Origin of the sequence: Traorella massiliensis, assembly GCF_900104665.1 — a bacterium.
GTDB classification, from domain to species: domain Bacteria; phylum Bacillota_I; class Bacilli_A; order Erysipelotrichales; family Erysipelotrichaceae; genus Traorella; species Traorella massiliensis.
In genome coordinates this window covers 1-24952 of the sequence record NZ_LT629967.1, presented here as the reverse complement: position 1 = coordinate 24952, position 24952 = coordinate 1, and the positions used below count along the sequence as shown (strand labels likewise).

The 24952-nt window shown below is 40.7% G+C and carries 18 protein-coding genes, 3 rRNA genes and 1 other annotated feature; all 21 genes read left to right on the top strand.

Annotation, left to right across the window (positions count from 1 at the left end; translation table 11 throughout):
- Positions 1–18: 18 nt before the first annotated feature.
- Positions 19–624, top strand: coding sequence for a hypothetical protein (locus BQ5367_RS01250; protein WP_071440781.1), 606 nt, complete (start codon positions 19–21; stop codon positions 622–624).
- A 47-nt stretch (positions 625–671) separates the two neighbouring features.
- On the top strand, positions 672–821 hold the full coding sequence (gene rpmG / locus BQ5367_RS01245; protein ID WP_071440780.1) for a 50S ribosomal protein L33: 150 nt from the start codon (positions 672–674) through the stop codon (positions 819–821).
- A gap of 10 nt (positions 822–831) precedes the next feature.
- Positions 832–1008 carry a preprotein translocase subunit SecE gene (gene secE / locus BQ5367_RS01240; RefSeq protein ID WP_071440779.1) on the top strand — a complete coding sequence of 59 codons (177 nt, stop codon included), beginning with the start codon at positions 832–834 and terminating at the stop codon, positions 1006–1008.
- A 9-nt stretch (positions 1009–1017) separates the two neighbouring features.
- Positions 1018–1566 carry a transcription termination/antitermination protein NusG gene (gene nusG, locus BQ5367_RS01235; RefSeq protein ID WP_071440778.1) on the top strand — a complete coding sequence of 183 codons (549 nt, stop codon included), beginning with the start codon at positions 1018–1020 and terminating at the stop codon, positions 1564–1566.
- Between the two features lie 76 nt (positions 1567–1642).
- Complete coding sequence (locus BQ5367_RS01230; protein ID WP_071440777.1) at positions 1643–2095, top strand: hypothetical protein; 453 nt, start codon at positions 1643–1645, stop codon at positions 2093–2095.
- A 131-nt stretch (positions 2096–2226) separates the two neighbouring features.
- Positions 2227–2646 (top strand): 50S ribosomal protein L11, encoded by a 420-nt coding sequence (gene rplK / locus BQ5367_RS01225; protein ID WP_071440776.1) that lies wholly within the window; start codon positions 2227–2229, stop codon positions 2644–2646.
- 20 nt (positions 2647–2666) lie between these two features.
- The gene (rplA, locus tag BQ5367_RS01220) at positions 2667–3347 is read left to right on the top strand and encodes a 50S ribosomal protein L1 (protein ID WP_071440775.1); all 681 of its coding nucleotides are present in this window, start codon (positions 2667–2669) and stop codon (positions 3345–3347) included.
- 33 nt (positions 3348–3380) lie between these two features.
- Positions 3381–3505, top strand: a sequence feature (ribosomal protein L10 leader region).
- A 32-nt stretch (positions 3506–3537) separates the two neighbouring features.
- Positions 3538–4029 carry a 50S ribosomal protein L10 gene (gene rplJ / locus BQ5367_RS01215; RefSeq protein ID WP_071440774.1) on the top strand — a complete coding sequence of 164 codons (492 nt, stop codon included), beginning with the start codon at positions 3538–3540 and terminating at the stop codon, positions 4027–4029.
- Positions 4030–4049: 20 nt separating this feature from the next.
- A complete protein-coding gene (rplL, locus tag BQ5367_RS01210; protein WP_071440773.1) occupies positions 4050–4418 on the top strand; it encodes a 50S ribosomal protein L7/L12 in 369 nt (122 codons plus the stop codon).
- Between the two features lie 69 nt (positions 4419–4487).
- A complete protein-coding gene (locus BQ5367_RS01205; RefSeq protein WP_071440772.1) occupies positions 4488–5096 on the top strand; it encodes a class I SAM-dependent methyltransferase in 609 nt (202 codons plus the stop codon).
- Between the two features lie 111 nt (positions 5097–5207).
- Entirely contained in the window at positions 5208–9350 is a 4143-nt protein-coding gene (gene rpoB, locus BQ5367_RS01200) for a DNA-directed RNA polymerase subunit beta (RefSeq protein WP_071440771.1), read from the top strand.
- Positions 9351–9362: 12 nt separating this feature from the next.
- Positions 9363–13202, top strand: a complete 3840-nt coding sequence (gene rpoC / locus BQ5367_RS01195) for a DNA-directed RNA polymerase subunit beta' (protein WP_071440770.1) — start codon at positions 9363–9365, stop codon at positions 13200–13202.
- 69 nt (positions 13203–13271) lie between these two features.
- Positions 13272–14165 (top strand): PfkB family carbohydrate kinase, encoded by an 894-nt coding sequence (locus BQ5367_RS01190; protein WP_071440769.1) that lies wholly within the window; start codon positions 13272–13274, stop codon positions 14163–14165.
- Between the two features lie 132 nt (positions 14166–14297).
- On the top strand, positions 14298–15557 hold the full coding sequence (locus BQ5367_RS01185; protein WP_071440768.1) for an ABC transporter substrate-binding protein: 1260 nt from the start codon (positions 14298–14300) through the stop codon (positions 15555–15557).
- A 98-nt stretch (positions 15558–15655) separates the two neighbouring features.
- On the top strand, positions 15656–16948 hold the full coding sequence (locus BQ5367_RS01180; RefSeq protein WP_071440767.1) for an alkaline phosphatase family protein: 1293 nt from the start codon (positions 15656–15658) through the stop codon (positions 16946–16948).
- A gap of 10 nt (positions 16949–16958) precedes the next feature.
- Positions 16959–18017 (top strand): ABC transporter ATP-binding protein, encoded by a 1059-nt coding sequence (locus BQ5367_RS01175; protein ID WP_071440766.1) that lies wholly within the window; start codon positions 16959–16961, stop codon positions 18015–18017.
- On the top strand, positions 18014–18934 hold the full coding sequence (locus tag BQ5367_RS01170; RefSeq protein ID WP_071440765.1) for a carbohydrate ABC transporter permease: 921 nt from the start codon (positions 18014–18016) through the stop codon (positions 18932–18934). Before BQ5367_RS01175 ends, BQ5367_RS01170 begins: the two co-directional genes overlap by 4 nt.
- Positions 18935–18943: 9 nt before the next feature.
- A complete protein-coding gene (locus tag BQ5367_RS01165) occupies positions 18944–19780 on the top strand; it encodes a carbohydrate ABC transporter permease (protein WP_071440764.1) in 837 nt (278 codons plus the stop codon).
- 319 nt (positions 19781–20099) lie between these two features.
- Positions 20100–21635 (top strand): 16S ribosomal RNA (locus BQ5367_RS01160).
- A 229-nt stretch (positions 21636–21864) separates the two neighbouring features.
- Positions 21865–24756, top strand: a 23S ribosomal RNA gene (locus tag BQ5367_RS01155).
- A 53-nt stretch (positions 24757–24809) separates the two neighbouring features.
- A 5S ribosomal RNA gene (gene rrf, locus BQ5367_RS01150) occupies positions 24810–24923 on the top strand.
- Together the 16S, 23S and 5S rRNA genes form the textbook arrangement of a ribosomal RNA operon.
- Positions 24924–24952 lie beyond the last annotated feature (29 nt).

The following is a 24952-nucleotide window of genomic DNA, read 5'->3' as shown; positions in this document are numbered from 1 at the left end:
ACGAACTCGGGAGGGTTTATGAACGATTATGAATTACTTTACTATATCTATCAGAGTGATGATGAAGCGTTAAAGATGCTGATGGAGAAATACGAGAAAACGATCTATTTTACAGTCAAAAAGACAATTGAAAAATATGGATATGTTTGTGATACCAGTGATGAATTTGATGAAATGCGACATCTGGCAACGCTTGATTTCTATCAGGCTATTTATCGGTATTGTGATGATGGAAGATGCTCGTTTTCTGTTTTTGTGCAGAAATGCATAGAGATGGGGATAAGAAAATATATTCGATCACGTCGCAGCCAGACAAACACGAATATGTCTAAAGCTTTTCGACTGGATGATAAAGTGAAAGAAGAAGAGGGGCTATATTACGTAGATGCCATTCCAAATGTAAATCAGGATTTTGAAGGTGAAACGATTACCAAATGGTATCATGAAAAAAATCTTTTTACTTATTTGAGAAGTGAATTAAGGGATGATGAATTCATAATCGCACGATTAAAATTAGAAGGATATAATCAAAGTGAAATTAGCCGTATTTTGTCAATCAATAACAAAAGAGTAAGCTATGTATGTAAGAAGATGCGAAAACTTTTGTTGAGTTACATTGACTAAAAAAAGGTATTGTGATAAAGTAAATAAGCAGTTAGCGAGGTGAGAGTATGCAAGAAAAAATTATTTTGACTTGTACACAGTGTTTATCCCGTAACTATACGACTTATAAAAATAAAAATACGCATACGCAACGTATGGAATTGAAAAAATTTTGTCCGAAATGTAATTGTCATACAATTCATAAGGAAACAAAATAGGAGGGTACTTATGAGATGGTTCAGTATAAAAGGAATTATTGAAGAAATGAAAAAAGTACACTGGCCTAAAGCTGGTGAATTAGCACGTTCTTCATTTACAGTTATTTTATTTTCAGGAACTTTTGCGGCATTCTTTATTTTATATGATTTTATTGCTGCTTGGTTTTTTAGAACTATGGGAATTTAGGTGAGTGCGATGGCAGAAGAAAAGAAACAATGGTATGTTGTCAACACTTACGCTGGACATGAAAATAAAGTAAAAGAAAATCTTGAAAGGCGTATTGATACAATGGGACTGCAAGATGCTTTGTTCCAGATCGTAGTTGCGGAAGAAACTGAAATTGAATACAAGAACGGAAAAGAAGTTGAAAAAACATATAATCTTTTCCCAGGGTATTTATTTGTGGAAATGATCATGACAGATGAAGCCTGGTATGTTGTGCGTAATACGCCGGGTGTTACTGGATTTATCGGATCAAGTGGTGGAGGTGCGAAGCCTTTCCCGGTAGCAGAAGCTGAAATTGAAGCGATCCTACGCCGTTTAGGAATCAAAGAAAAACGTATTCAGGTTGATTTCAAAGTGGGTGATCGTGTTAAGATCTTATCAGGATCATTCAATGGCAGTGAAGGAACGGTTGAGTCATTGGATGATGAAAATCAGACTGCAAAGGTGCTGCTGATCCTATTCGGAAGAGAAATTCCGACAGATATCAGCTATTCAGATTTAGAGAAACTGGAATTCTAAAAAGAATTCCTTTTTTTTATTGTTTTTAGAAAAAGGAAGATCTATAATGAAGATACAAATGAAGGAAGGGATATAAATGAGAAAAACAGGAATTGTAATGCTTACTATTTTGATGCTTGCAGGTTGTGCGGGTAAGACAAAGGATACCTCTGTAATAGGGTATATCAATTATCGTAAAACGCCAGTAAACAAAGTGGTAGATGATTATCAGGCAGAACAGGCTTATTTGAGTGATGCCGGTGAATACGAAACACTTCTTTTGGAAATCAAAAAATATGATAATGGTTTAAGTGATGATGATTATACAGGACAGGAAATGTGTATTCATGACCGTGGATATTATGAAAAAGGTGAAATTGTTGTACAGTTATATAGTGAACCTCATATCTATCATCCATATATCGTAGATATTACATTAAAAGGTGAATCAGCTAAACATGAGCGAATCTATATTGACGAAAATAGTTATGATGATGTAGTAAGTTTATTGGAAAGTAATGGTTTTGTTCGACAAGAATTCAAAAAGTGAAAAAAACACTTGATTTAAAGGCTTTTATGGTGTAAAGTAATGGAGCACGTATGTGCTCTTTTGTAATGCGTGGAAGAATGCGCAACCATTCGTACCACTGCATAAGACAACAAATATAGGAGGTGTGTCTTGTGAGTAAAAAGAAAATTGTAAAAGTTGCGAAGTTGCAATTCCCAGCAGGAGGGGCTAAACCAGGACCGGCTTTAGCAAGTGCCGGAATCAATATGCCTCAGTTCTGTAGTGCATTTAATGATGCTACTAGAGACCGTGCGGGAGATATGGTGCCAGTAATCATTACTGCGTACGAAGACAAGAGTTTTGATTTTGTGTTGAAAACAACACCAGCTGCCATCTTGATCAAGAAGGCTGCTAAGATCAGCAAAGCTGCATCAAACCAGAAGCAGATCGTAGGTACGATCACAGCTGACCAGGTAAGAGAAATTGCTGAATACAAGATGCCGGACTTAAACGCCAATTCAATCGAGGCTGCAATGAGAATCATTGCTGGTACTGCTCGTAATATGGGTGTTAAAGTAGAAGGTATGGAATAAGAAAGGCTCGGTAAAGTAAAATGGCAAAAGTAGGAAAGAAATATTCAGAAGCTGCTAAATTAGTTGACCGCAGCAAGACTTATACGATTGAAGAAGCAGTGGCTTTAGTAAAAAAAGTAAGCTTTGAAAAATTCGATGCTTCAGTAGAAGTATCTTACAACTTAAATGTAGATCCTCGTCATGCTGATCAGCAGATCCGTGGTGCTATGGTACTGCCAAATGGAACAGGACGTACACAGCGTGTTTGTGTAATTGCAAATGGACCACAAGAACAGGAAGCTAAGGATGCTGGTGCTGATTATGTAGGTGGTAAGGAATTGATCGAACAGATCTCTAAGGGATGGTTCGAATTTGATGTATTGGTTGCTATTCCATCAATGATGGGTGAACTTGGTAAACTAGGACGTCTTTTAGGTCCTAAAGGTTTAATGCCAAACCCTAAGACTGGTACAGTAACGATGGATGTTAAAAAAGCAGTAGAAGACATCAAAAAAGGTAAAGTAGAATATCGTGTTGATAAAGAAGGTAACATCAACTTGCTGATCGGAAAAGTATCTTTCGATGAAGAAAAACTGGTTGAAAACTTCAAAGCGATCAATGATACGATTCTGCGTGCTCGCCCGGCAGCTGTAAAGGGTGCATTTGTTAAGAACTGTACGATCTCATCAACGATGGGTCCAGGTGTCAAAGTTGGCGCTTAGTCTTGACAAATAAATAGAATTTGTTTAAAATTGGATTGTTCTCAATATATACCAAAGACAGCAACGGCTCAGGCTTAATCAGGTTGCCGAGGTAGAAAGAGTAATTTTCGTAATCTTTCAACTCACGCTGTCACTGCGTGAGTTTTTTATGGATATATATTGGATCAATATAGAAACAGGAGGTGTAATTATGAACCAAGCGGTCATCGAATCAAAGAAGGCTGTCGTTTCTGAAATCACAGAAAAACTGAAAACTTCAGAATCAACAGTAGTTGTTGAATATCGTGGATTGTCCGTGAAGGAAATCACTGATCTACGCCGTGCTTTAAGAGAAGAAGACGTTGAAATGAAGGTTTATAAGAATAAGCTTTCTCAGCGTGCTGCTACTGAAGCAGGATATGAGGGATTGTGTGAAAGTCTTACTGGACCAAATGCACTTGTATTTGGTAAGGACGCAACAGCACCAGCTCGTGTTTTAAGCAAGTTTGCGAAGGATCACGAATTCTTAGTAATGAAAGCTGGTACTGTAGAAGGAAAATTGGTTGATTTCGAAACATTGAAATCAATTTCTCAGCTTCCAAATCGCGAAGGTATGTACTCAATGTTATTAAGCTGTCTGCAGGCACCTGTACGTAACTTTGCTTGTGTTGTGGAAGCTGTTGCTGATGCAAAAAGTGAATAAAAAATAGGAGGAAAAGAAAAATGGCTAAATTAACAAACGAAGAAGTAATTGCTTCTTTAAAAGAAATGACAATTTTAGAATTAAATGATTTGGTTAAAGCAATCGAAGAAGAATTTGGAGTTACTGCTGCTGCACCTGTAGCTGTTGCTGCTGTTGCTGATGCTGCTCCTACAGGACCAAGTGAAGTAACTGTAACATTAACGGATGTTGGAGCTACTAAGGTTGCTGTTATCAAGGCTGTTCGTGAAATCACTGGTCTTGGATTGGTTGAAGCTAAAGGTCTTGTTGACAAGTGTCCAAGTGCTATCAAAGAAAACATCAAACCAGAAGAAGCTGAAGAAATCAAGAAGAAACTGGTTGATGCCGGTGCAACTGTTGAAATTAAATAGTTTTTAAACAGATCGAATAACAATTAAAAAGGCGCAAGCCTTTTTATGTCTGAAAAGGTAGGCGATATTATGAGTCATTACTTTACAGATAATCGTCAATTAGCACAAAACCGAAAGGAGATATCTTTTCGGTTTTCGTGCTTTAATTTTGTATTCGTATCCGATAATGGGGTATTCTGTAAAGATAAGATCGATGAAGGATCTATCGCTTTATTGAAGACACTGAGCGAATATCAGCTTGGCAAGCGAATACTGGATGTTGGTTGTGGATATGGCGTTATTGGTATCACCTTAAAAAAATGCTTTCCTGAAAGCACTGTTGATATGGTTGAAATCAATCCGCGAGCTGTTGAGCTGGCACAGATCAATGCAAAGAAAAATAAATGTGATGTGCATATTTTTGAAAGTGATATCTATTCTAATGTGAACTGTTTCAATTATACCGATATTATTACCAATCCGCCCATTCGTGCCGGAAAAAAAGTGATTTATAAAATATTTGAAGAAGCTTATGATCATTTGGATAAAAATGGGGCATTATGGGTAGTGATTCGTAAAAGCCATGGGGCTCTCAGTGCCTGCCGTTTTATTGAAGGCATATTCGGAAACTGCACGATTCTGAACAAAGAAAAGGGCTATTACATTTTGAAATCTGAAAAGAAATCTGAAAAGAAATAATTGACAACTTGACACAAATAAGATAATATAATAAATTGCATAATAGTATAAAAAATATAATGGCAAAAGTGTCCGATTTGGGCACTTGTCATGATGAAAGGACGTGTGTGTATGGAAGAAGAAAAAAAGACTTATAAGATCGTACCTTCAGGGAAGAAAGCAGAACGTCGTAACTATTCAAAAGTAAGCGGGAGTCTGGAATTGCCAAATCTGGTTGAAATTCAGACAGATTCTTTTGAGTGGTTCATAAAAACGGGAATCAGAGAAGTATTTGAAGAAATTTATCCGATTTCTAACTTTGGTGGGAATATTAAACTGTATTTTAAGGATTATGAATTTGAAAAACCTAAATACACTGCCGAGGAGTCACAATATCGTGAATGTAATTTTGCTGCACCTTTGAAAGCAACTATGGAACTTGAAATTGTTGACAGCAATACGGGTGAAGTACTGACAAAGCAGGAAGAAGTGTTTCTCGGCGATTTTCCTTTGATGACGGAAACAGGTACTTTCATCATTAACGGTGCAGAACGTGTTATCGTATCACAGATCGTACGTTCACCGGGAGCCTATTTTGATAGTGGATTTGAAGAAAAAACAGGTAAAGAAACTTATAGCTGTGAGTTGATTCCAAGTCGTGGAACATGGCTGGAATTTTTTACCGAAACTAAAAAATCAGCTAATGGAAGAGCTCTTACTGTTAGTGTTGACCGTAAACGTAAAATCATGTCGACAGTTTTATTTAAAGCTATCGGTATGGCCTTAGATATGGATCGCAGCGATGATCCAATGGACACCAAGCAGATTACGACTTTCTTAAATGCTTTAGGAAGAAATACGAATTTTGATAAGCCTGAAATAGATGAAAACAGGGAATATCTAGATATTTATCTTACTTTATATGGTGCTTATTTCGGCAAATATGAAGATATTGAAAATACATTGGTTAATGATAAGGTAAAGACGACGCAAGAAGCGTTATTGTCAATTTATGAAAACCAGCGTCCGGATGAAAATCCAATTCTTGATGGTTCTATTAACCTGATGAATGCGAAATTCTTTGATCGCCGCAGATATGATCTGACTAAAGCAGGACGTTATAAATTAGGTAAAAAGCTGAATGCCATTAATCGTATTGAACATCATGTATTAGCTCATGACATCATTGGAGCTGATGGTAAAGTGTTCATGAAAAAGGGAACTCTGATCAACCGTGATGAAAGAGAAATCTTGAAACCGGAATTGAAAAAGGGTATCTATGTAAAAGCTTTCCCATTCAATCCATTATTCGTTCATGATGATGTGGTGGCTGTAGAAACAAGCTGTAAACGAGGCCTTTTAGGACGTATTCTAGCAAAAGATGTTGAATGTGCTGATGTCACTTTCTATGAAGGCGATATCATTACTGATAGTGTTTTAAGCGTGCTTGAAAAAGAATGTGAGAAAGTAAGCATCTATGCTGGAGTGATTGCACAGCCAGTAAAATTAACACCTGAAAATGTTAGTGCTGTATTAAATTACGGACATCGTTTATATGAACTAGGCTGTATCACTGATGAAAAAGGTAATGTTGTACCGGCAAACGATGGCGGAAGCTATACTGAAGGATTTATGCCTCGTGTTAAAACGAATGCGTTAAGCAGTGATCTTTATGAAGAATTAGTCAATCGAGTACATAACAAGGAAAATCTTGTTGCATGGCTGGTTGGTGCTGCAGTGCAGGAAGTGATGATCCTTGATTCTGAAGGTCATGAAATTAAAGTAACTGGAAATGATCCTTTTGCCAATAAGCACACAATTACAATTTCCGATATGTATGCATTCTATGCATATATGCTGAATGTGATGGAAGGTGTCGGTGAGACGGATGATATCGATATGCTTGGCAACCGTCGTATTCGTTCAGTGGGTGAACTGATTCAAAATCAATTTAGAATTGGTTTATCGAGAATGGAAAGAGTTGTTAAGGAAAGAATGTCAATTGCGGAAATTGAATCGTTAACACCGAAAAAATTGACAAATATTCGTCCATTAACAGCGGCTATTAAAGAGTTCTTCTCTTCAAGTCAGCTCTCTCAATTTATGGATCAGCAGAATCCATTAGCAGAATTAACGAATAAACGTCGTATCTCAGCTTTAGGTCCGGGTGGTCTGAATCGTGATCGTGCAGGATTTGAAGTGCGTGACGTTCACTCATCACACTATGGAAGAATTTGTCCGATCGAAACCCCAGAAGGTCCAAATATCGGTTTGATCAATTATTTGACTTCTTATGGTAAGATCAATGAATATGGTTTTATTCAGACTCCTTATCGAAAAGTGCTGAAAGATGGTACAGTTCTTGAAGATGCTGTATATCTGTCAGCTGATGAAGAACAGGATTACATTATTGCACAGGCCAATGAGGTCATCGACAATAAGCTTGTCAATGAAAAAGTAGTTGCAAGATATCGTGGTGAAACGATCTTAGCAAATCGTGATCGTGTTGAATTGGCCGACGTTTCGCCTAAGCAGATCATTTCGATTGCTGCAGCTTGTATCCCATTCCTTGAAAACGATGATGCTTCTCGTGCCCTGATGGGTGCTAACATGCAGCGTCAGGCAGTTCCATTGCTTCGTCCACATGCTCCATTTGTTGGAACGGGAATGGAATACCGTGTTGCGAAGGATTCTGGAAGCTGTGTTGTTTGTAAGGAAGATGGAATTGTTGAATATGCGGATGCTGCTCGTTTGGTTGTTGCTCAAGACAATGGTGAAAAGCGTGAGTATCGTTTACGTAAGTTCCAGCAGTCAAATGCCGGTACAACGATTAATCAGATTCCAATCGTTAATAAAGGAGAACGTGTTGAAAAGGGTGATATTCTGGCCGATGGTCCATCCATGGAAAATGGTGAATTGGCTCTTGGGCAGAATGTAACAATTGCCTATATGACATGGAATGGTTATAACTATGAAGATGCGATCATCATGTCTGAAAGACTTGTACGTGATGATGTATATACTTCAATTCATATTGAAGAATATGAAATCGATTGCCGTGAAACAAAGCTCGGTCCTGAAGAAATTACCCGTGATATTCCAAACGTTGGTGAGAATGCTTGCCGCAATCTGGATTCACGAGGCATTATCATGGTAGGTGCTGAAGTACGTGAAGGTGATATCCTTGTCGGAAAGGTTACGCCAAAAGGCCAGAGTGAAATTTCACCAGAAGAAAAGCTCTTGCTGGCAATATTTGGTGAGAAATCACGTGAAGTTCGTGATAACTCATTAAAGGTTCCGCATGGTGGTGCCGGTATCGTTCATTCTGTACGTGTATTCAAGCGTAAAGATGGACATGAATTGCCACCTGGAGTAAGTGAAACAGTAAAGGTTTATATCGTTCAGAAGCGTAAGATTTCTGAAGGTGATAAAATGGCTGGACGTCATGGTAACAAGGGTGTTATTTCTAAGATCCTTCCTGTGGAAGATATGCCATTTATGCCTGATGGAACACCGGTTGATATCATGTTGAATCCATTTGGTGTGCCTAGCCGTATGAATATCGGACAGGTACTTGAAATCCATTTAGGATTTGCAGCAAAGAAACTAGGTGTTAAGTTTGCAACACCAGTATTTGATGGTATCAGCAATGAAGAATTGGAAGACATCATGAAAGAAGCCAATATGACAAAAGACGGTAAGATGGTCTTGTATGATGGACGTACTGGTGATGCTTTCGATGAACGTATTTCTGTAGGTGTCATGTATATGATCAAGCTGGCCCACATGGTTGATGATAAGCTACATGCTCGTGCAACAGGTCCTTATTCTCTTGTTACACAGCAGCCATTGGGTGGTAAAGCACAAAATGGTGGTCAAAGATTCGGAGAAATGGAAGTTTGGGCTCTTGAAGGATGGGGCGCTGCTCATACGCTTCAGGAAATCATTACGATCAAATCTGATGATATCGTTGGCCGTACAAAAACATATGAAGCCATCATCAAGGGCAAAGATATTCCTGAGCCGGGAATTCCAGAAGCATTCAGAGTTATGAAGCATGAATTACAGGCTTTGGCACTGGATGTGATCTTGCTTGATGATGAAGGCAATGAAGTTGATTTATCAAAGATCGATGGTGAAGATTCGCAGCCGTCTGTAAAACCACAACCACAGCCTATTACGGAACCAGAAGAAGAGAGCGAGGTAGTGGAGGACGATCATTCAGAATCTATTGATGATTTAGAAACGCCGTTATTTACAGATGATGAAGAATAAGGAGGAAGAAAGATGAGCGTAAACAATATTAGTTCTATACAAGTTCAATTAGCTTCTCCTGAACGTATTCTTGAATGGTCACATGGTGAAGTAAAAAAACCAGAGACAATCAACTATCGTTCGCAAAAACCGGAAAGAGACGGATTATTCTGCGAAAGAATATTCGGTCCAAGCAAGGACTGGGAATGCTACTGTGGAAAGTACAAAAAAGTTAGATATAAAGGGGTTGTATGTGACCGTTGTGGTGTTGAAATCACTAAGTCGAGTGTTCGTCGTGAAAGAATGGGACATATCGAACTGGCAGCGCCGGTGGCTCATATCTGGTATTTAAGAGGAATTCCTTCAAGAATGGCTCTTCTTCTGGATATCACTCCAAAACAGCTGGAAGAAGTTGTTTATTTTGTTAGCTGGGTCGTAACTGATCCACGTGATACAAAGCTTATGTATAAGCAGATTCTTTCAGAAAGAGAATATCGTGAAAACGTCGCTATCTATGGTCCAGGGTCTTTCAGTGCCCAAACAGGTGCTGAAGCTGTTCAGACCTTGTTGAAAGAAGTGGATGTTGAAAAAGAATTTAAGACGATTACGGCTGAGCTTGAAAATTCTCAGGGAGAAAAGCGTAAGAAACTGTTGAAAAGATTGGATACAGTAGATGCTTTCCGTAATTCTAACAATAAACCTGAATGGATGGTATTAACAGTACTGCCAGTTATACCACCTGATTTAAGACCAATGCTGCAATTGGACGGTGGTCGTTTCGCTACAAGTGATCTTAACGATTTATATCGTCGTGTCATTACACGTAATAATCGTTTAAAGAAGCTTTTAGATTTAGGAACACCTGCTATTATCGTTCAAAATGAAAAGCGTATGCTTCAGGAAGCAGTAGATGCTTTGATTGATAATGGACGTCGTTCTAAACCGATTACTGGTGCTGGCGGAAGAGCGTTAAAGTCACTTTCACATGCACTAAAAGGAAAACAGGGACGTTTCCGTCAGAACCTGTTAGGGAAACGTGTCGATTTCTCTGGACGTTCTGTTATTGCGGTAGGACCAGACTTGAAAATGTATCAGTGTGGTATTCCTCGTGAAATGGCTTTACAGTTATTTAAGCCATTCGTTATTAACGAAATCGTAAATAAAGAAATTGCTAGCAATCCAAAGACTGCTGAAAAACTGATCGATCGTTTAGATCCACGAGTATGGGATATCGTTGAAGAAGTTATCGATGGTTATCCAGTATTATTGAACCGTGCTCCGACATTGCACCGTTTAGGTATTCAGGCTTTCAAACCAAAATTGGTAGAAGGACGTGCAATTCGTCTGCACCCATTGGTATGTACGGCGTTCAATGCTGACTTCGATGGTGACCAGATGGCTGTGCATCTTCCATTAAGTGAAGAAGCACGTGCAGAAGCCTTAGTATTGATGCTTGGTTCTAATAACATTCTTTCTCCAAAAGATGGTAAACCAATCGTTACACCTTCTCAGGACATGGTGCTTGGTAACTATTATCTGACAATGGAAGAAACAGCTGAATCCATGCGTGAAGAAGCCCAGCGTTATCGTGATGTTGATTGTGAAGAGCAAGCACTTGAATGGGAACGCTATGCAGATAATGAAGGACATGTATTCAAGGATGTTAACGAAGTATTGATGGCTTATGATCAGAAAGTCGTTCACTTGCATTCAAGAATTGCAATTCTAGCAGGTTCTTTGAAAAAGACAACATTTACTCCTGAACAAAATCAGATGTATTTGATGACAACTGTTGGTAAGATCATCTTCAACGAAATGTTCCCTGAAGACTTCCCTTATTTGAATGAAGTTTCAGATGAAAACTTTAAGGCTACACCAGAGAAGTTCTTTATCAAACAGGGTGAAAATGTTAAAGAAATTATCGCTGCACAGCCAATCGTTACAGAAGTTAAAAAGAAGCAATTGGGATTGATCATTGCGGAAATCTTTGCAAGATATTCTACTAAGAAGACTTCTGAGATATTGGATGCAATTAAAGATATGGGATTCAAATATTCTACAGTAGCTGGTATCACCGTTGCATTAAGTGATATTCAGGTCGTAGAAAATAAAGGTGAAAAGATCGAAGAAGGTAAACGTAAAGCTGAAGAATTGATGCAGCTGCGTCGTAAAGGTAAGCTGACGATGCAGGAATGGGAATCTCACCTTAACCGTTTGTGGGATAACATTAAAAATCAGATTGGTGACGAATTAATGGCAAATCTGGATCATAAGAACTCTATCAATATGATGGCCGATTCAGGTGCCCGTGGTAATAAGTCAAACTTTACGCAGCTTGCTGGTATGCGTGGTTTGATGAGTAAACCAAGTCAGTCAAAGTCTACGAAGAGTTATCAGCCATCGATTATTGAGGTACCGATTTATTCTTGTTTCCGTGAAGGACTAAATGTATCTGAGTTCTTTATCTCTACTCACGGTGTACGTAAAGGGTTAACCGATACGGCTTTAAAGACAGCTGAATCAGGATATTTGACACGTCGTCTTGTTGATGTTGCACAGGATATCGTTGTTCGTGAAGATGACTGTGGAACAGATAATGGTTTCATGGTTGAAACTGTCGTTGATCGTAAAACGAATACAGAAATCATTCGTTTGTATGATCGTTTAGTAGGACGTTTTACAAAGCAGACGGTAACTGATCCTAAAACAGGTGAAGTCATTATTGAATCAGATGAGTACATTGATGAAACGATTGCGAAAAGAATCGTTGATGCCGGTATTAAACAGGTATTGATCCGTACAGCATTTACATGTAAGTCTATTTACGGTGTATGTAAGAAATGTTATGGCCGTAATATGGCAACTGGTAAGATCGTTGAAGTCGGTGAATCTATTGGTATCATGGCTGCCCAGTCAATTGGTGAACCAGGTACTCAGCTGACCATGCGTACGTTCCATACCGGTGGTGTGGCTAGTGCTGGCGGTGGAGATATCACTCAAGGTTTACCACGTGTTGAAGAACTTTTCGAAGCACGTAATCCTAAGGGTGCAGCGGTACTTGCTAAGATTTCGGGTGAAATTACTTCAATTACTCAGACAAACACTGGTTATGAAGTTGTTGTTACGAATGAACATGAAAGTCAGGTTCATAAATTAGGACCTACACAGGTTATTCGTTCATGGCTGAAAGAAGGAAGTATGATTGAGGCTGGAGATAAGATTACTGAAGGTCCAATTTATCCAAAAGAACTTCTGGAAGTTGCTGGTGTCTTAGAAGTTGAAAAATATATCCTGAAAGAAGTAAAGAAAGTTTATAACTCTCAGGGTATTGATATTTCTGACAAGCATATTGAAGTCATGATTCGTCAGATGCTTCGTAAGGTCGTAGTTATTGATGGCGGCGATACAACATTGTATGCGGGTGTTCAGATTTCACTTGTCGAAATTACTAAGATCAATCGTCGTGCATTATTGTCAGGATTACGTCCTGCACAGTTCAGACCAGTATTATTAGGTATTTCAAAGGCATCTGTAGAAACAGATTCTTTCCTATCAGCAGCTTCATTCCAGGAAACAACAAAAGTTCTTACAGAAGCAGCTGTTAAGGGTAAGGTCGATCATTTGATCGGATTGAAAGAAAATGTAATTATTGGTAAGCTGATACCGGCAGGAACAGGTTATAGTGATGAAAGAGAGACTTCTATTGAAATCAATAAACTTGCAGCTGAACTGAAGGCCAAACGTAATGCTAGAAATCATGTTGAAGAAGAAAGCGAAATGATGAATTATGTATCAAATGATTCAGTAAATGAAGATATTATTCAAGACATGATTGATGATGAACAGCTAAGCGTAAAAGAAAGTATAGAATAAAGTGAGAGAAATCTCACTTTTTTTCGTTCAGTTGTGTTAAAATATATAAGGTTAATTAGGGGGAATAAGATGAATAAAACATTGTTTATAGGATCTGTAGTATTGGATATGATCATTCATGTGGATCATTTGCCAAAATTAAAAGAAGATATTAATACAACGAATATTAAATTTTCTATAGGCGGATGTGGATATAACGCTAGTAGTATCGTCAGACATTTTCATCTTCCCGCAATATGTTCATCTCCGATAGGAACGGGAAGATTCGCAAATATTCTTAACGATTTATTAACTGCAAAAAATTATCATCCACTGATAAAAATTGAAGAAGAGGATAATGGCTGTTGTCTTTGTCTAGTAAATTCAAGCGGTGAACGTACATTTTTATGTCAGCATGGTGCCGAATATCGCTTTAAAAAAATCTGGATGAAAGATATTCAAAAAGAAGAATTGGACTACATTTATGTGTGTGGCTTAGAGTTAGAAGAGAAAGATGGCGACGAGATATTAGATTATCTTGAAGAAATGCAAGTCCCGGTTTTCTTTGCGCCAGGCGCCAGAATTATGAATATTCCTGAGGAAAGAATGAGAAGAATATTATCGTTACATCCCATCATTCACTTAAATGAAGATGAAGTAACAGCATATACAGGCTGTGAAACGATCTCTCATGCTGCATTACGTCTTTATGAAAAGTCAAAAGAACTGGTAATTGTAACTTGTGGTGAAAGAGGTGCTTATTATACAGAGGGAAGCACGGGAAAACTGATTGCGGGATATAAAAACAAGGTCAAAGATACGATTGGAGCAGGAGATGCTCATGCCGGTGCGTGTATTGCAGGTCTAAAGATGGGAATGAAAGTTGAAGATATAGTAAAAATGGCTAATAAAGTTTCTGCAAAGGTGGTTGGTGTTGAGGGTAGTGAATTGAGCGAAGAAGAATTTAATAAGATTTCTTTATAAAATGTATGTAAAATCAAAAAATAAACTCTTACAAAAATGACAAAATGTTCACATTTTTGTTGACATTTAAAGGCTCAAAATTATAGAATAAATACGTTAACGAAGTGTAACAAGGAGGAAAAGAAAAAGTTTATGAAAAAACTTGCAAAGCTGTTAGTTGCTTTTGCGATGACTGCCAGCGTAGCTGCTTGTTCTGGTAATACAGGAACGACAGATGAAGCGACAACCATCACAATCTGGCACACTTTCACTGAAGATCAGGAAGCATTGCTGGAACAAATCGCTGATGATTTTGAAAGTGAGCATGAAAACATCACTGTTGATGTAAAAGGAGGCTATGAAGCCAGCACGTATGAATCAGTAGTTACTGATGCTATCGCAAATGGAGTAGGTCCAAATCTGGTATTTAATTTTGCGACGTTTGCTAAGAATTTTGATGGTCAGGATAAGTTGATTTCCTTTGATGATTACTGGGATTTTAATTATGCTGATATCACTACACCAGTTATTTATGAAGAAGCAACTGGTTTCTCTGATGAAAAAATTCATGCTGTACCTATTTACACAGCAGGACCAGTTCTATTTGTAAATAAAGCTATCTATGATGAAGTAGGAGTAGAAATTCCTACAACTTGGGATGAAGTAAAAGAAACTTCTAAAAAGATTTATGAAGAAACAGGTGTTGTAGGTTTAGCTATTGACTCATTAACTGATTTTGCTCAGCTTTTGATCTATCAGTCTCATGAAGGACAGATCGTAGACCTTGAAAACAATGAAGTTGCTTTCAATGATGAAAAAACTTTAGAATGGGTTGAATGGTGGGCAGAAGGTGTTAAAGAAGGATATTTCCAGGTTGCTGCTCAGGGTGCTGACGGATACAATTCAGGAGATATGAACAGTGGCTTGATTGCATCTTATATCGGTTCATGTGCAGGTATGCCTTATCTTGATCTTTCAGAAATTAACGGTGATCTTCAGGTTGTAAGAGTACCAATGATGTCTGATGCAGAATACGAAAATGCTGGTTTGATCTGGAACCGTGCAGCTATCGGATTTAAGGGAACAGAAGCACAGAATCAGGCAGTAGCTGATTTTGTTGAATACTTCATTGGCCGTAATTCTGAATGGGTACAAGCAGTGAGTGCAAACTCACCTTACAAAGCAGTTCTTGAAGATGAAAGCTATCAGGAATTCCTCGCATCTAACCCTGCCTTACAGGCTTTAGAAGATCAGTTACAGGTTTCATTTATTGCACCGGTATTTGCTGGTTCAACTGAAATGCGTACTCAATTAGAAGAATTATTTAAAGGCCCGGCTGATCCATCCTTCGATGCCGCAACGGCTTTACAGAAAGCTGCAGACAATACAAATGCAGCAATGCAAGCTGAATAAAATTTAAAAAGGTTGAAGGAAATTTTTCCCTTCAACCCTTTTATTAAACAAAATGAAATGATATCATAAATTCCGCTATGTTGAAAGGAAGGGATGTTATGCGAAAACTGCTGGTTTTTTGCTTAGATGCACTATGTACGATAGATTTGGAATATATGAAAACACTGCCAAATTTCAAGTTAGCATTTGAAAAAGGCAGTATGGTCAAACATGTTGAGCCTGTATATCCAACATTAACTTATCCTTGTCATTGTTCCATATTAACAGGAAAAACAGTTAAAAATCATGGAATCATACATAACGAAATAGTCGATGTTGAAAATCCAAGAGCTCCTTGGTATTCGCTGCGTTCGCAGATCAAAGGAGAAACACTTATGGATATCGCAAAGTTCAATGGGTACACGACTTGTTCACTTACCTGGCCTGTATCTGGTGGGGCTGATATTGATTACAATATGCCGATGATCGTTCCTATCGATTATCAGGGTGATGATCCATATCAATTTTATGTAAATTATTCAACTCAGGAACTTTTGGATCGCTATTACTGGAAATACGAACATTATCTTAAAGGAGAAGACAAAAATTTGGATGAATTTACAATGCATCTTGCTCTTGACATTATAGAAGATTATCATCAGCCAGATGTCATGCTTGTGAAAATGTGTGATTTAGATACAGTCAAACATTGTGAAGGCATCAATAATGACGAAGTAAAAAAACAGCTTAGAAAGCATGACAGACAATTTGGACAAATTTTAGAAGCTGTCAAACGTTTTGGTGATTATGAAAATACAAATTTTGTAATATTAGGTGATCATGGTCAGCAAAACATTAAACGTCATATCAATTTTAATTTGTTATTGAAAGAAAACGGATTTATTCAGACAGATGAGAATAATCACCTAATTGACTGGCAGGCATATTGCCATTCAGCATCAATGTCAGGCTGGATTCAGTTAAAAGACCCTAAAGATGAAAATCTTCGTCAAAAAGTTCATGATTTTTTAACGAAAATCAAAAAGGATCCTCAATATAACATAGGATATGTGTTTACAAAAGAAGAAGCTGATGAAAAATTTGGTTTAGCTTCTGAAAAGATCGATTTTGTAATTGAGGGAGATGAGCCGATGACCTTCGACAGTACACTTTCAGGAAAAGACCTGTTTGAAGAATATTTAAAACCTGGCTGGCATCACTCGCTCGCATCTCATGGCTATCTGCCATTTAGAGACGAAACAACTGCTTTTCTGGCATTTGGAAAAAATGTAAAAGAAGGGGTCGTCATAGAAAGAGGTTCAATGTTGAATGAAGCAGCAACGATGGCTGCTATGCTTGGGCTGAAAATGGAAGATACAGAAGGCATACAGTGGCAAGAACTTATAAAATAGGAGATAGATGATGAAAGTTACAATACAGAATTTAACGAAATGTTTTGGAGCAACAACAGCTGTAAATGATTTTTCAGCAGTAATTGAATCTGGAGAATTGATTGCTTTGCTAGGACCTAGTGGTTGTGGCAAGAGTACAATGTTGAATATGATATCTGGAATCCTTTCGGTAACAAATGGTAAAATTTTCTTTGATGATGAAGATGTTACTGAGCTGAGTCCTGAAAAGCGTGGTGTCGGCTTAGTTTTTCAGAACTATGCTTTATATCCACATATGACCGTATTGGAAAACATCTGTTTTCCTTTGGAAATAAAGAAAGTAAAAAAAGAAGAGCGAGTAGCCAGAGCAAAAGAAATGGCGAAATTAGTTCATGTTGAAACGTTATTGGATCGTAAACCCAGCCAGCTATCAGGCGGTCAGCAGCAACGTGTGGCAATTGCCAGAGCTTTAGTTAAACATCCACGTATTTTATTATTGGATGAACCTCTTTCAAATCTGGACGCTCGTTTAAGAATTGAAATGCGTGAGGAAATTCGTCGTATCCAACAAGAAACAGGTATTACGACGATCTTTGTTACACACGATCAGGAAGAGGCTATGAGTATTTCAGATCATATTATCTTAATGAAAGATGGTTTCCTTCAGCAGATTGCTCGTCCACAGGAATTATATGATGAACCGGCAAACTGTTTTGTTGCAGATTTTCTTGGAACACCGCCAATCAATAAAACATACGGTGTCGTAAAAAATGGTCAGATCGTACTAGAGGGAGATTGTGTGGTTGCGTTAGAAGCTGCAAAAAAACTTGATGAAGGACGTCAAATAATTCTTTCTATGCGAGCTGAAGCAATTGTTGTAAATGGCAGTGACCGATTAACTGAAGGCATCATTGATGAGGTATATGTCATGGGCAAAGAAGTCTTGGCATATGTACAGTTAGGAAGCAGAAGAGTTAGAGCTTATGTTGAAGCAGATAAAGAATACAACAAAGGTGAGAAAGTAAATATTGGACTGAAAAAACGAGGGGTATTTGTTTTTGACAAAGAAACAGGGGAGCGTTTAGTATGAACCGCTTACCATCAAAAAATGTTTCCAGATTTTCTTTTGAAAAGTTAAAGAATAGATCTGAATGGCTGATATATTTAGCCCCATTTGCTGTAGGGGTCATTATCTTTACACTTTATCCGATCATTAATGTATTTCTGACTTCATTTAAAGAAAATTTTGATTACATGACAAAAGAATTTAGCGGATGGGGGCTTGGCAACTATACTTATGTACTACAAGATCCATATTTCCATCAGGCATTGAAAAATACCTTTTTCTATGTATTTATTGTAATACCAGTCTCTACTTGCTTAGCCGTTTTAATAGCTACTCTTTTGAACCAAAAAATTAAATTTAGCGGTTTGTTTCAAACAGCTTACTTCTTGCCGATGGTTACATCAACGATTGCTGTTGGTTTAGCTTGGCGCTTTATGTTTAATTACAAATCAGGTGTTATTAATTATTTTTTAGGTCTTTTTGGTATAGATGCTATCAATTGGCTCCAAGTAACAACAGGTAACTTTCCTGCGTTATGTATTTATGGTGTCTGGGCGATTTTGCCATTCACAATTATCTTACTTTTATCTGGATTGCAAAATATTGACCCAATGTATTATACTGCGGCAAAAGTTGATGGTGCGGGACCAATTCGAATCTTTTTTAAGATTACAGTTCCATTATTAATGCCAACTATTTTTCTTGTCATGATCGTTAATACTATCAGCTGTTTTAAGGTGTTTAATGAATTGTTCCCGCTATTTAGCGGTCCGGGCGTTGCTAATAACTTATATACAGCTGTATATTATATTTATTATCAATTTAGAATTCAGATTCCGAGTCGTTATGGCTATGCTACAGCGGCAGCAGTTATTCTGTTTGTGATTATTTTTGTGTTTACGATGGTTCAGCGTTTTGTTGAAAAGAAGTTAAAAAATTAGGAGGAGAAGATGAAAAAATTTTTTAAACATCTGACAATCGGAAGAGTTTTAACTTATGTCTTTCTAATAATTGGTGCGCTTATTATGGTGTTCCCGTTTTATTGGATGATAACTGGTGCTTTCAAGACATCATTAGAAATTCAAATGTTCCCTCCTCAATGGCTGCCATCATCATTCAGCTTTGATAATTTCACAGAGGCTTTAGAAAAAGCTCCGTTTGCAACTTATTTTTTAAATTCGGTAATTGCTATGGTATCAAGCGTTACTATCTGTACAATTACGACAATTTTAGGAGCCTTTGCTTTTTCAAAGCTTAATTTTCCAGGAAGACATATTATCTTCGGACTTCTTCTAGGACTTATGATGGTTCCATTTGAAATGATCGTAATTACAAATTATCGAACAATCATTGACTGGGGAATCTACAATACAATTTTGGCGTTGATCATTCCATTTACTTCAAGTATTTTCTATATGTATATACTGAAAGGATTCTTTGATAGTATACCGGATAGTTTGTATCAGGCAGCCAGAGTTGATGGATGTAGCAATTGGAAATATCTATGGAGAGTGATGGTTCCGATTGCAAAACCCTCATTAGTAACGATCATTCTTTTGAATGCTATTGCTTCGTGGAATAGTTTCCTATGGCCGATGTTAGCTGTTGTTGATAAAGAATTGCGAACTTTACCATTTGGATTATATGCCTTTGTATCTGAAGGAGGAGCTAAAACAGAACTGATGATGGCTGCTTCTACTATGATTGTTATTCCAATGATCATCTTATTTATTTTCGCAAGAAAACAGATTGTCAATGGCGTAGCTCGTGGAGGAATCAAAGGATAAAAAATTGTTTATGAAACGATAAAAGATATGATGAATTTCATATCTTTTTTTTTGTAGATTAATATTAACAAAAAGTTAAAACACATAGAAAACGGGCATATATAACGATGTAAGCGCATATCAAAATGGCACTAAAAAAAAGAAAGAAAAAAAAACAAAAAAAAGTAAAAAAAATATTGACAGAGGGAGGGGGAGGTGGTATTATATACAAGCACTCGCAAGAGAGCGCACGGTCTTTGAAAACTGAACAAGAAACGTCAATTTCGAAAGAAACAGAAAAAGGAAACAGCGAACGCAAGTTCGTTCATAAAGAGTCAATCAAATGGAGAGTTTGATCCTGGCTCAGGATGAACGCTGGCGGCATGCCTAATACATGCAAGTCGAACGCCTGAAGGACAGAGCCTGCTCTGTGCGGAAGGAGTGGCGAACGGGTGAGTAACACGTAGACAACCTGCCTGTGAGACCGGGATAACGGATGGAAACGTCTGCTAATACCGGATAGGTAGAGAGGAGGCATCTTCTTTCTATTAAAGTCGGGACACGACGCTGACAGATGGATCTGCGGTGCATTAGCTAGTTGGCGGGGCAACGGCCCACCAAGGCGATGATGCATAGCCGGCCTGAGAGGGTGGACGGCCACATTGGGACTGAGACACGGCCCAAACTCCTACGGGAGGCAGCAGTAGGGAATTTTCGGCAATGGGGGGAACCCTGACCGAGCAATGCCGCGTGAGTGAAGACGGCCTTCGGGTTGTAAAGCTCTGTTGCAGGGGAAGAACGGCATGAAGAGGGAATGCTTCATGAGTGACGGTACCCTGCCAGAAAGCCACGGCTAACTACGTGCCAGCAGCCGCGGTAATACGTAGGTGGCAAGCGTTATCCGGAATTATTGGGCGTAAAGGGTGCGTAGGCGGCGGATTAAGTCCGGAGTAAAATTGTGGGGCTCAACCCCATCGAGCTTTGGAAACTGGTCGGCTGGAGTGCAGGAGAGGCAGATGGAATTCCATGTGTAGCGGTAAAATGCGTAGATATATGGAGGAACACCAGTGGCGAAGGCGGTCTGCTGGCCTGCAACTGACGCTGAAGCACGAAAGCGTGGGGAGCAAATAGGATTAGATACCCTAGTAGTCCACGCCGTAAACGATGAGAACTAAGTGTTGGGGAGACTCAGTGCTGCAGTTAACGCAATAAGTTCTCCGCCTGGGGAGTATGCACGCAAGTGTGAAACTCAAAGGAATTGACGGGGGCCCGCACAAGCGGTGGAGTATGTGGTTTAATTCGACGCAACGCGAAGAACCTTACCAGGCCTTGACATGGGGATAAAGGCCCTGGAGACAGGGAGATAGGTATATCCCGCACAGGTGGTGCATGGTTGTCGTCAGCTCGTGTCGTGAGATGTTGGGTTAAGTCCCGCAACGAGCGCAACCCTTGTCTTCAGTTACCAGTATTAAGTTAGGGACTCTGGAGAGACTGCCGGTGACAAACCGGAGGAAGGTGGGGATGACGTCAAATCATCATGCCCCTTATGGCCTGGGCTACACACGTACTACAATGGCGGCTACAAAGAGCTGCGAGCAGGCGACTGCAAGCGAATCTCGGAAAGGCCGTCTCAGTTCGGATTGAAGTCTGCAACTCGACTTCATGAAGTCGGAATCGCTAGTAATCGCGGATCAGCATGCCGCGGTGAATACGTTCTCGGGCCTTGTACACACCGCCCGTCAAACCATGGGAGTTGATAATACCCGAAGCCGGTGGTCCAACCGCAAGGAGGAAGCCGTCGAAGGTAGGATCGATGACTGGGGTTAAGTCGTAACAAGGTATCCCTACGGGAACGTGGGGATGGATCACCTCCTTTCTAAGGAGAAAGCACGGAGAAGTTTCTTGTTCAGTTTTGAGAGAGCGAAGCTCTTTCAGGAAGTCGTTCTTTGAAAACCGAATAACAGAAGATAGATATAGAAAACATGATCTTTCTGAAATAGTTGGAGATGAAAATCGAGAACAGTTAGAAAACAGTAACTCAAGAAACCAAAGGAAATTGGTAAGCGGCAAGGAGAAAACCTTGGAAAAAAACGAAGACTTAAGGTGATTAAGTTAATAAGGGCGTACGGTGAATGCCTGGCCACTGGCAGCTGAGGAAGGACGCATCAAACGGCGAAACGCCACGGGGAGCGGTAAGAGCGCAAGGATCCGTGGATATCCGAATGGGGGAACCCGGCAGCGGCAATGCGCTGCCATCCGCGGGTGAATACATAGTCCGCGAGAGAGCAACCCGGGGAATTGAAACATCTTAGTACCCGGAGGAAAAGAAAATAAGAATGATTCCGCAAGTAGCGGCGAGCGAACACGGAGGAGGCCAAACCAGAGGAAGCTCTGGGGTTGTAGGACTTCAGATAAGAGACGGCGAAGACTAGCAGAACGGCATTGAAAGGCCGGCCACAGGAGGTGCAAGCCCCGTAAGCAAAAGTCGGAGCGCTCGAGAAGGATCCTGAGTACGGCGGGGCACGAGGAACCCAGCCGGAATCCGCCGGGACCATCCGGCAAGCCTAAATACTCGCCAGTGAGCGATAGAGAACCAGTACCGTGAGGGAAAGGTGAAAAGAACCCCGGGAGGGGAGTGAAAGAGAACCTGAAACCGTATGCTTACAAGAAGTCAGAGCCCGTTGAGGGGTGATGGCGTGCCTTTTGTAGAATGAACCGGCGAGTTACCGTAGCGTGCGAGGTTAAGCAGGAGATGCGGAGCCGAAGCGAAAGCGAGTCTGAAGAGGGCGCAAGTACGGTGCGGTAGACCCGAAACCAGGTGATCTAGCCATGATCAGGTTGAAGTTGAGGTGATACTCAATGGAGGACCGAACCGACCCCCGTTGAAAAGTTGGCGGATGAATTGTGGCTAGGGGAGAAATTCCAATCGAACCTGGATATAGCTGGTTCTCCCCGAAATAGCTTTAGGGCTAGCGTCGGAGAAGAGATGCGCGGAGGTAGAGCACTGAATGCATGATGGCCCCATCCCGGGGTACTGAATGCAATCAAACTCCGAATGCCGTGCATTATATCCGGCAGTCAGACTGTGGGTGATAAGGTCCATGGTCGAAAGGGAAACAGCCCAGACCGCCAGCTAAGGTCCCAAAATATATGCTAAGTGGAAAAGGATGTGGGGATGCACAGACAACTAGGAGGTTGGCTCAGAAGCAGCCACCCTTCAAAGAGTGCGTAACAGCTCACTAGTCGAGTGACCCTGCGCCGAAAATGTACCGGGGCTAAGCATATTACCGAAGCTGCGGATTTACTGGAGACAGTAAGAGGTAGGGGAGCGTTCCATGGGAGGTGAAGCCGTACCGGAAGGAGCGGTGGATCGCATGGAAGTGAGAATGCCGGTGTGAGTAGCGAGATGCAGGTGGGAATCCTGCACACCGATAGCCTAAGGGTTCCAGGGGAAGGTTCGTCCGCCCTGGGTAAGTCGGGACCTAAGACGAGGCTGAAGAGCGTAGTCGATGGACAACAGGTAGATATTCCTGTACCCGCGTAGGAATGAAGGAGTGACGGAGAAGGTTAGTCTGCCCCGCTTAACGGATTGCGGGACAAGCATAGGAGCAGGCGCACAGGCAAATCCGTGCGTCAATGCAGAGATGTGATGTGGAGCGAACGCTTCGGCAAGTAGCGAAGGAGATGATACCGGCTTCCAAGAAAAGCTTCTAGTGTTAATCCTGCAGCGGCCCGTACCAAAACCGACACAGGTGGGCAAGGCGAGAAGCCTGAGGTGAGCGAGAGAACTGTTGCCAAGGAACTCGGCAAAATGACCCCGTACGTTCGCAAGAAGGGGAGCTCAGAAGAGCCGCAGTGAAGAGGCCCAAGCGACTGTTTAACTAAAACACAGCTCTCTGCAAAGTCGCAAGACGAAGTATAGGGGGTGACTCCTGCCCGGTGCCGGAAGGTTAAGAGGATGTGTCAGCGGAAGCGAAGCACTGAATTGAAGCCCCGGTGAACGGCGGCCGTAACTATAACGGTCCTAAGGTAGCGAAATTCCTTGTCAGGTAAGTTCTGACCCGCACGAAAGGAGTAACGATTTGGGCGCTGTCTCGGCAGCAGACTCGGTGAAATCTTAGTCCCGGTGAAGATGCCGGGTACCCGCAACTAGACGGAAAGACCCCATGGAGCTTTACTGCAGCCTGATATTGAGCTTTGATCACATATGTACAGGATAGGTGGGAGACAAAGAGACCTGCACGCCAGTGCAGGAGGAGTCGCTGTTGGGATACCACTCTTGTGTGATTGGAGTTCTAACCTGCTTCCGTGAACCGGGAGAGGGAGAGTGTCAGGCGGGCAGTTTGACTGGGGCGGTCGCCTCCCAAAGAGTAACGGAGGCGCCCAAAGGTACCCTCAGATTGGTTGGAAATCAATCGGCGAGCGCAAATGCAGAAGGGTGCTTGACTGCGAGAGCGACAACTCGAGCAGGGACGAAAGTCGGGATTAGTGATCCGGCGGTGCCGAATGGAAGGGCCGTCGCTCAACGGATAAAAGCTACCCTGGGGATAACAGGCTGATCTCGCCCAAGAGTTCACATCGACGGCGAGGTTTGGCACCTCGATGTCGGCTCATCGCATCCTGGAGCTGAATTCGGTTCCAAGGGTTGGGCTGTCCGCCCATTAAAGCGGTACGCGAGCTGGGTTCAGAACGTCGTGAGACAGTTCGGTCCCTATCTGTTGTGGGCGCAGGAAATTTGAGGAGAGCTGTCCTTAGTACGAGAGGACCGGGATGGACCTTCCGCTGGTGCACCAGTTGTATCGCCAGATGCACAGCTGGGTAGCTAAGAAGGGAACGGATAAGCGCTGAAGGCATCTAAGCACGAAGCCGCCTCCAAGATGAGATTTCCCATACGCAAGTAGTAAGACCCCTGAAAGACGATCAGGTAGATAGGTCAGGGATGGAAGCATAGCGATATGCGGAGTTGACTGATACTAATAGGTCGAGGACTTAATCACAGAAGGAAGATCAAATCAGCTGTTATTCGGTTTTGAGGGAACGACCTCAGAGATCTGGTGGCGACAGCCAAGTGGACACACCTGTACCCATCCCGAACACAGAAGTTAAGCACTTGCACGGTGACAATAGCCGGGCCTGCCCCTGTGAAGATAACTCGCTGCCAGATGATCGGCTCACTCTTGTGAGTCTTTTTTT

Coding starts and splice junctions, on each gene's coding strand:
- BQ5367_RS01180 (WP_071440767.1), top strand. CDS start 15,656: ATGCGAAAACTGCTGGTTTTTTGCTTAGATGCACTATGTACGATAGAT.
- BQ5367_RS01170 (WP_071440765.1), top strand. CDS start 18,014: ATGAACCGCTTACCATCAAAAAATGTTTCCAGATTTTCTTTTGAAAAG.
- BQ5367_RS01190 (WP_071440769.1), top strand. CDS start 13,272: ATGAATAAAACATTGTTTATAGGATCTGTAGTATTGGATATGATCATT.
- rpmG (WP_071440780.1), top strand. CDS start 672: ATGCAAGAAAAAATTATTTTGACTTGTACACAGTGTTTATCCCGTAAC.
- BQ5367_RS01230 (WP_071440777.1), top strand. CDS start 1,643: ATGAGAAAAACAGGAATTGTAATGCTTACTATTTTGATGCTTGCAGGT.
- rplJ (WP_071440774.1), top strand. CDS start 3,538: ATGAACCAAGCGGTCATCGAATCAAAGAAGGCTGTCGTTTCTGAAATC.
- rpoC (WP_071440770.1), top strand. CDS start 9,363: ATGAGCGTAAACAATATTAGTTCTATACAAGTTCAATTAGCTTCTCCT.
- rplL (WP_071440773.1), top strand. CDS start 4,050: ATGGCTAAATTAACAAACGAAGAAGTAATTGCTTCTTTAAAAGAAATG.
- BQ5367_RS01205 (WP_071440772.1), top strand. CDS start 4,488: ATGAGTCATTACTTTACAGATAATCGTCAATTAGCACAAAACCGAAAG.
- BQ5367_RS01250 (WP_071440781.1), top strand. CDS start 19: ATGAACGATTATGAATTACTTTACTATATCTATCAGAGTGATGATGAA.
- BQ5367_RS01165 (WP_071440764.1), top strand. CDS start 18,944: ATGAAAAAATTTTTTAAACATCTGACAATCGGAAGAGTTTTAACTTAT.
- BQ5367_RS01175 (WP_071440766.1), top strand. CDS start 16,959: ATGAAAGTTACAATACAGAATTTAACGAAATGTTTTGGAGCAACAACA.
- rpoB (WP_071440771.1), top strand. CDS start 5,208: ATGGAAGAAGAAAAAAAGACTTATAAGATCGTACCTTCAGGGAAGAAA.
- BQ5367_RS01185 (WP_071440768.1), top strand. CDS start 14,298: ATGAAAAAACTTGCAAAGCTGTTAGTTGCTTTTGCGATGACTGCCAGC.
- nusG (WP_071440778.1), top strand. CDS start 1,018: ATGGCAGAAGAAAAGAAACAATGGTATGTTGTCAACACTTACGCTGGA.
- rplA (WP_071440775.1), top strand. CDS start 2,667: ATGGCAAAAGTAGGAAAGAAATATTCAGAAGCTGCTAAATTAGTTGAC.
- secE (WP_071440779.1), top strand. CDS start 832: ATGAGATGGTTCAGTATAAAAGGAATTATTGAAGAAATGAAAAAAGTA.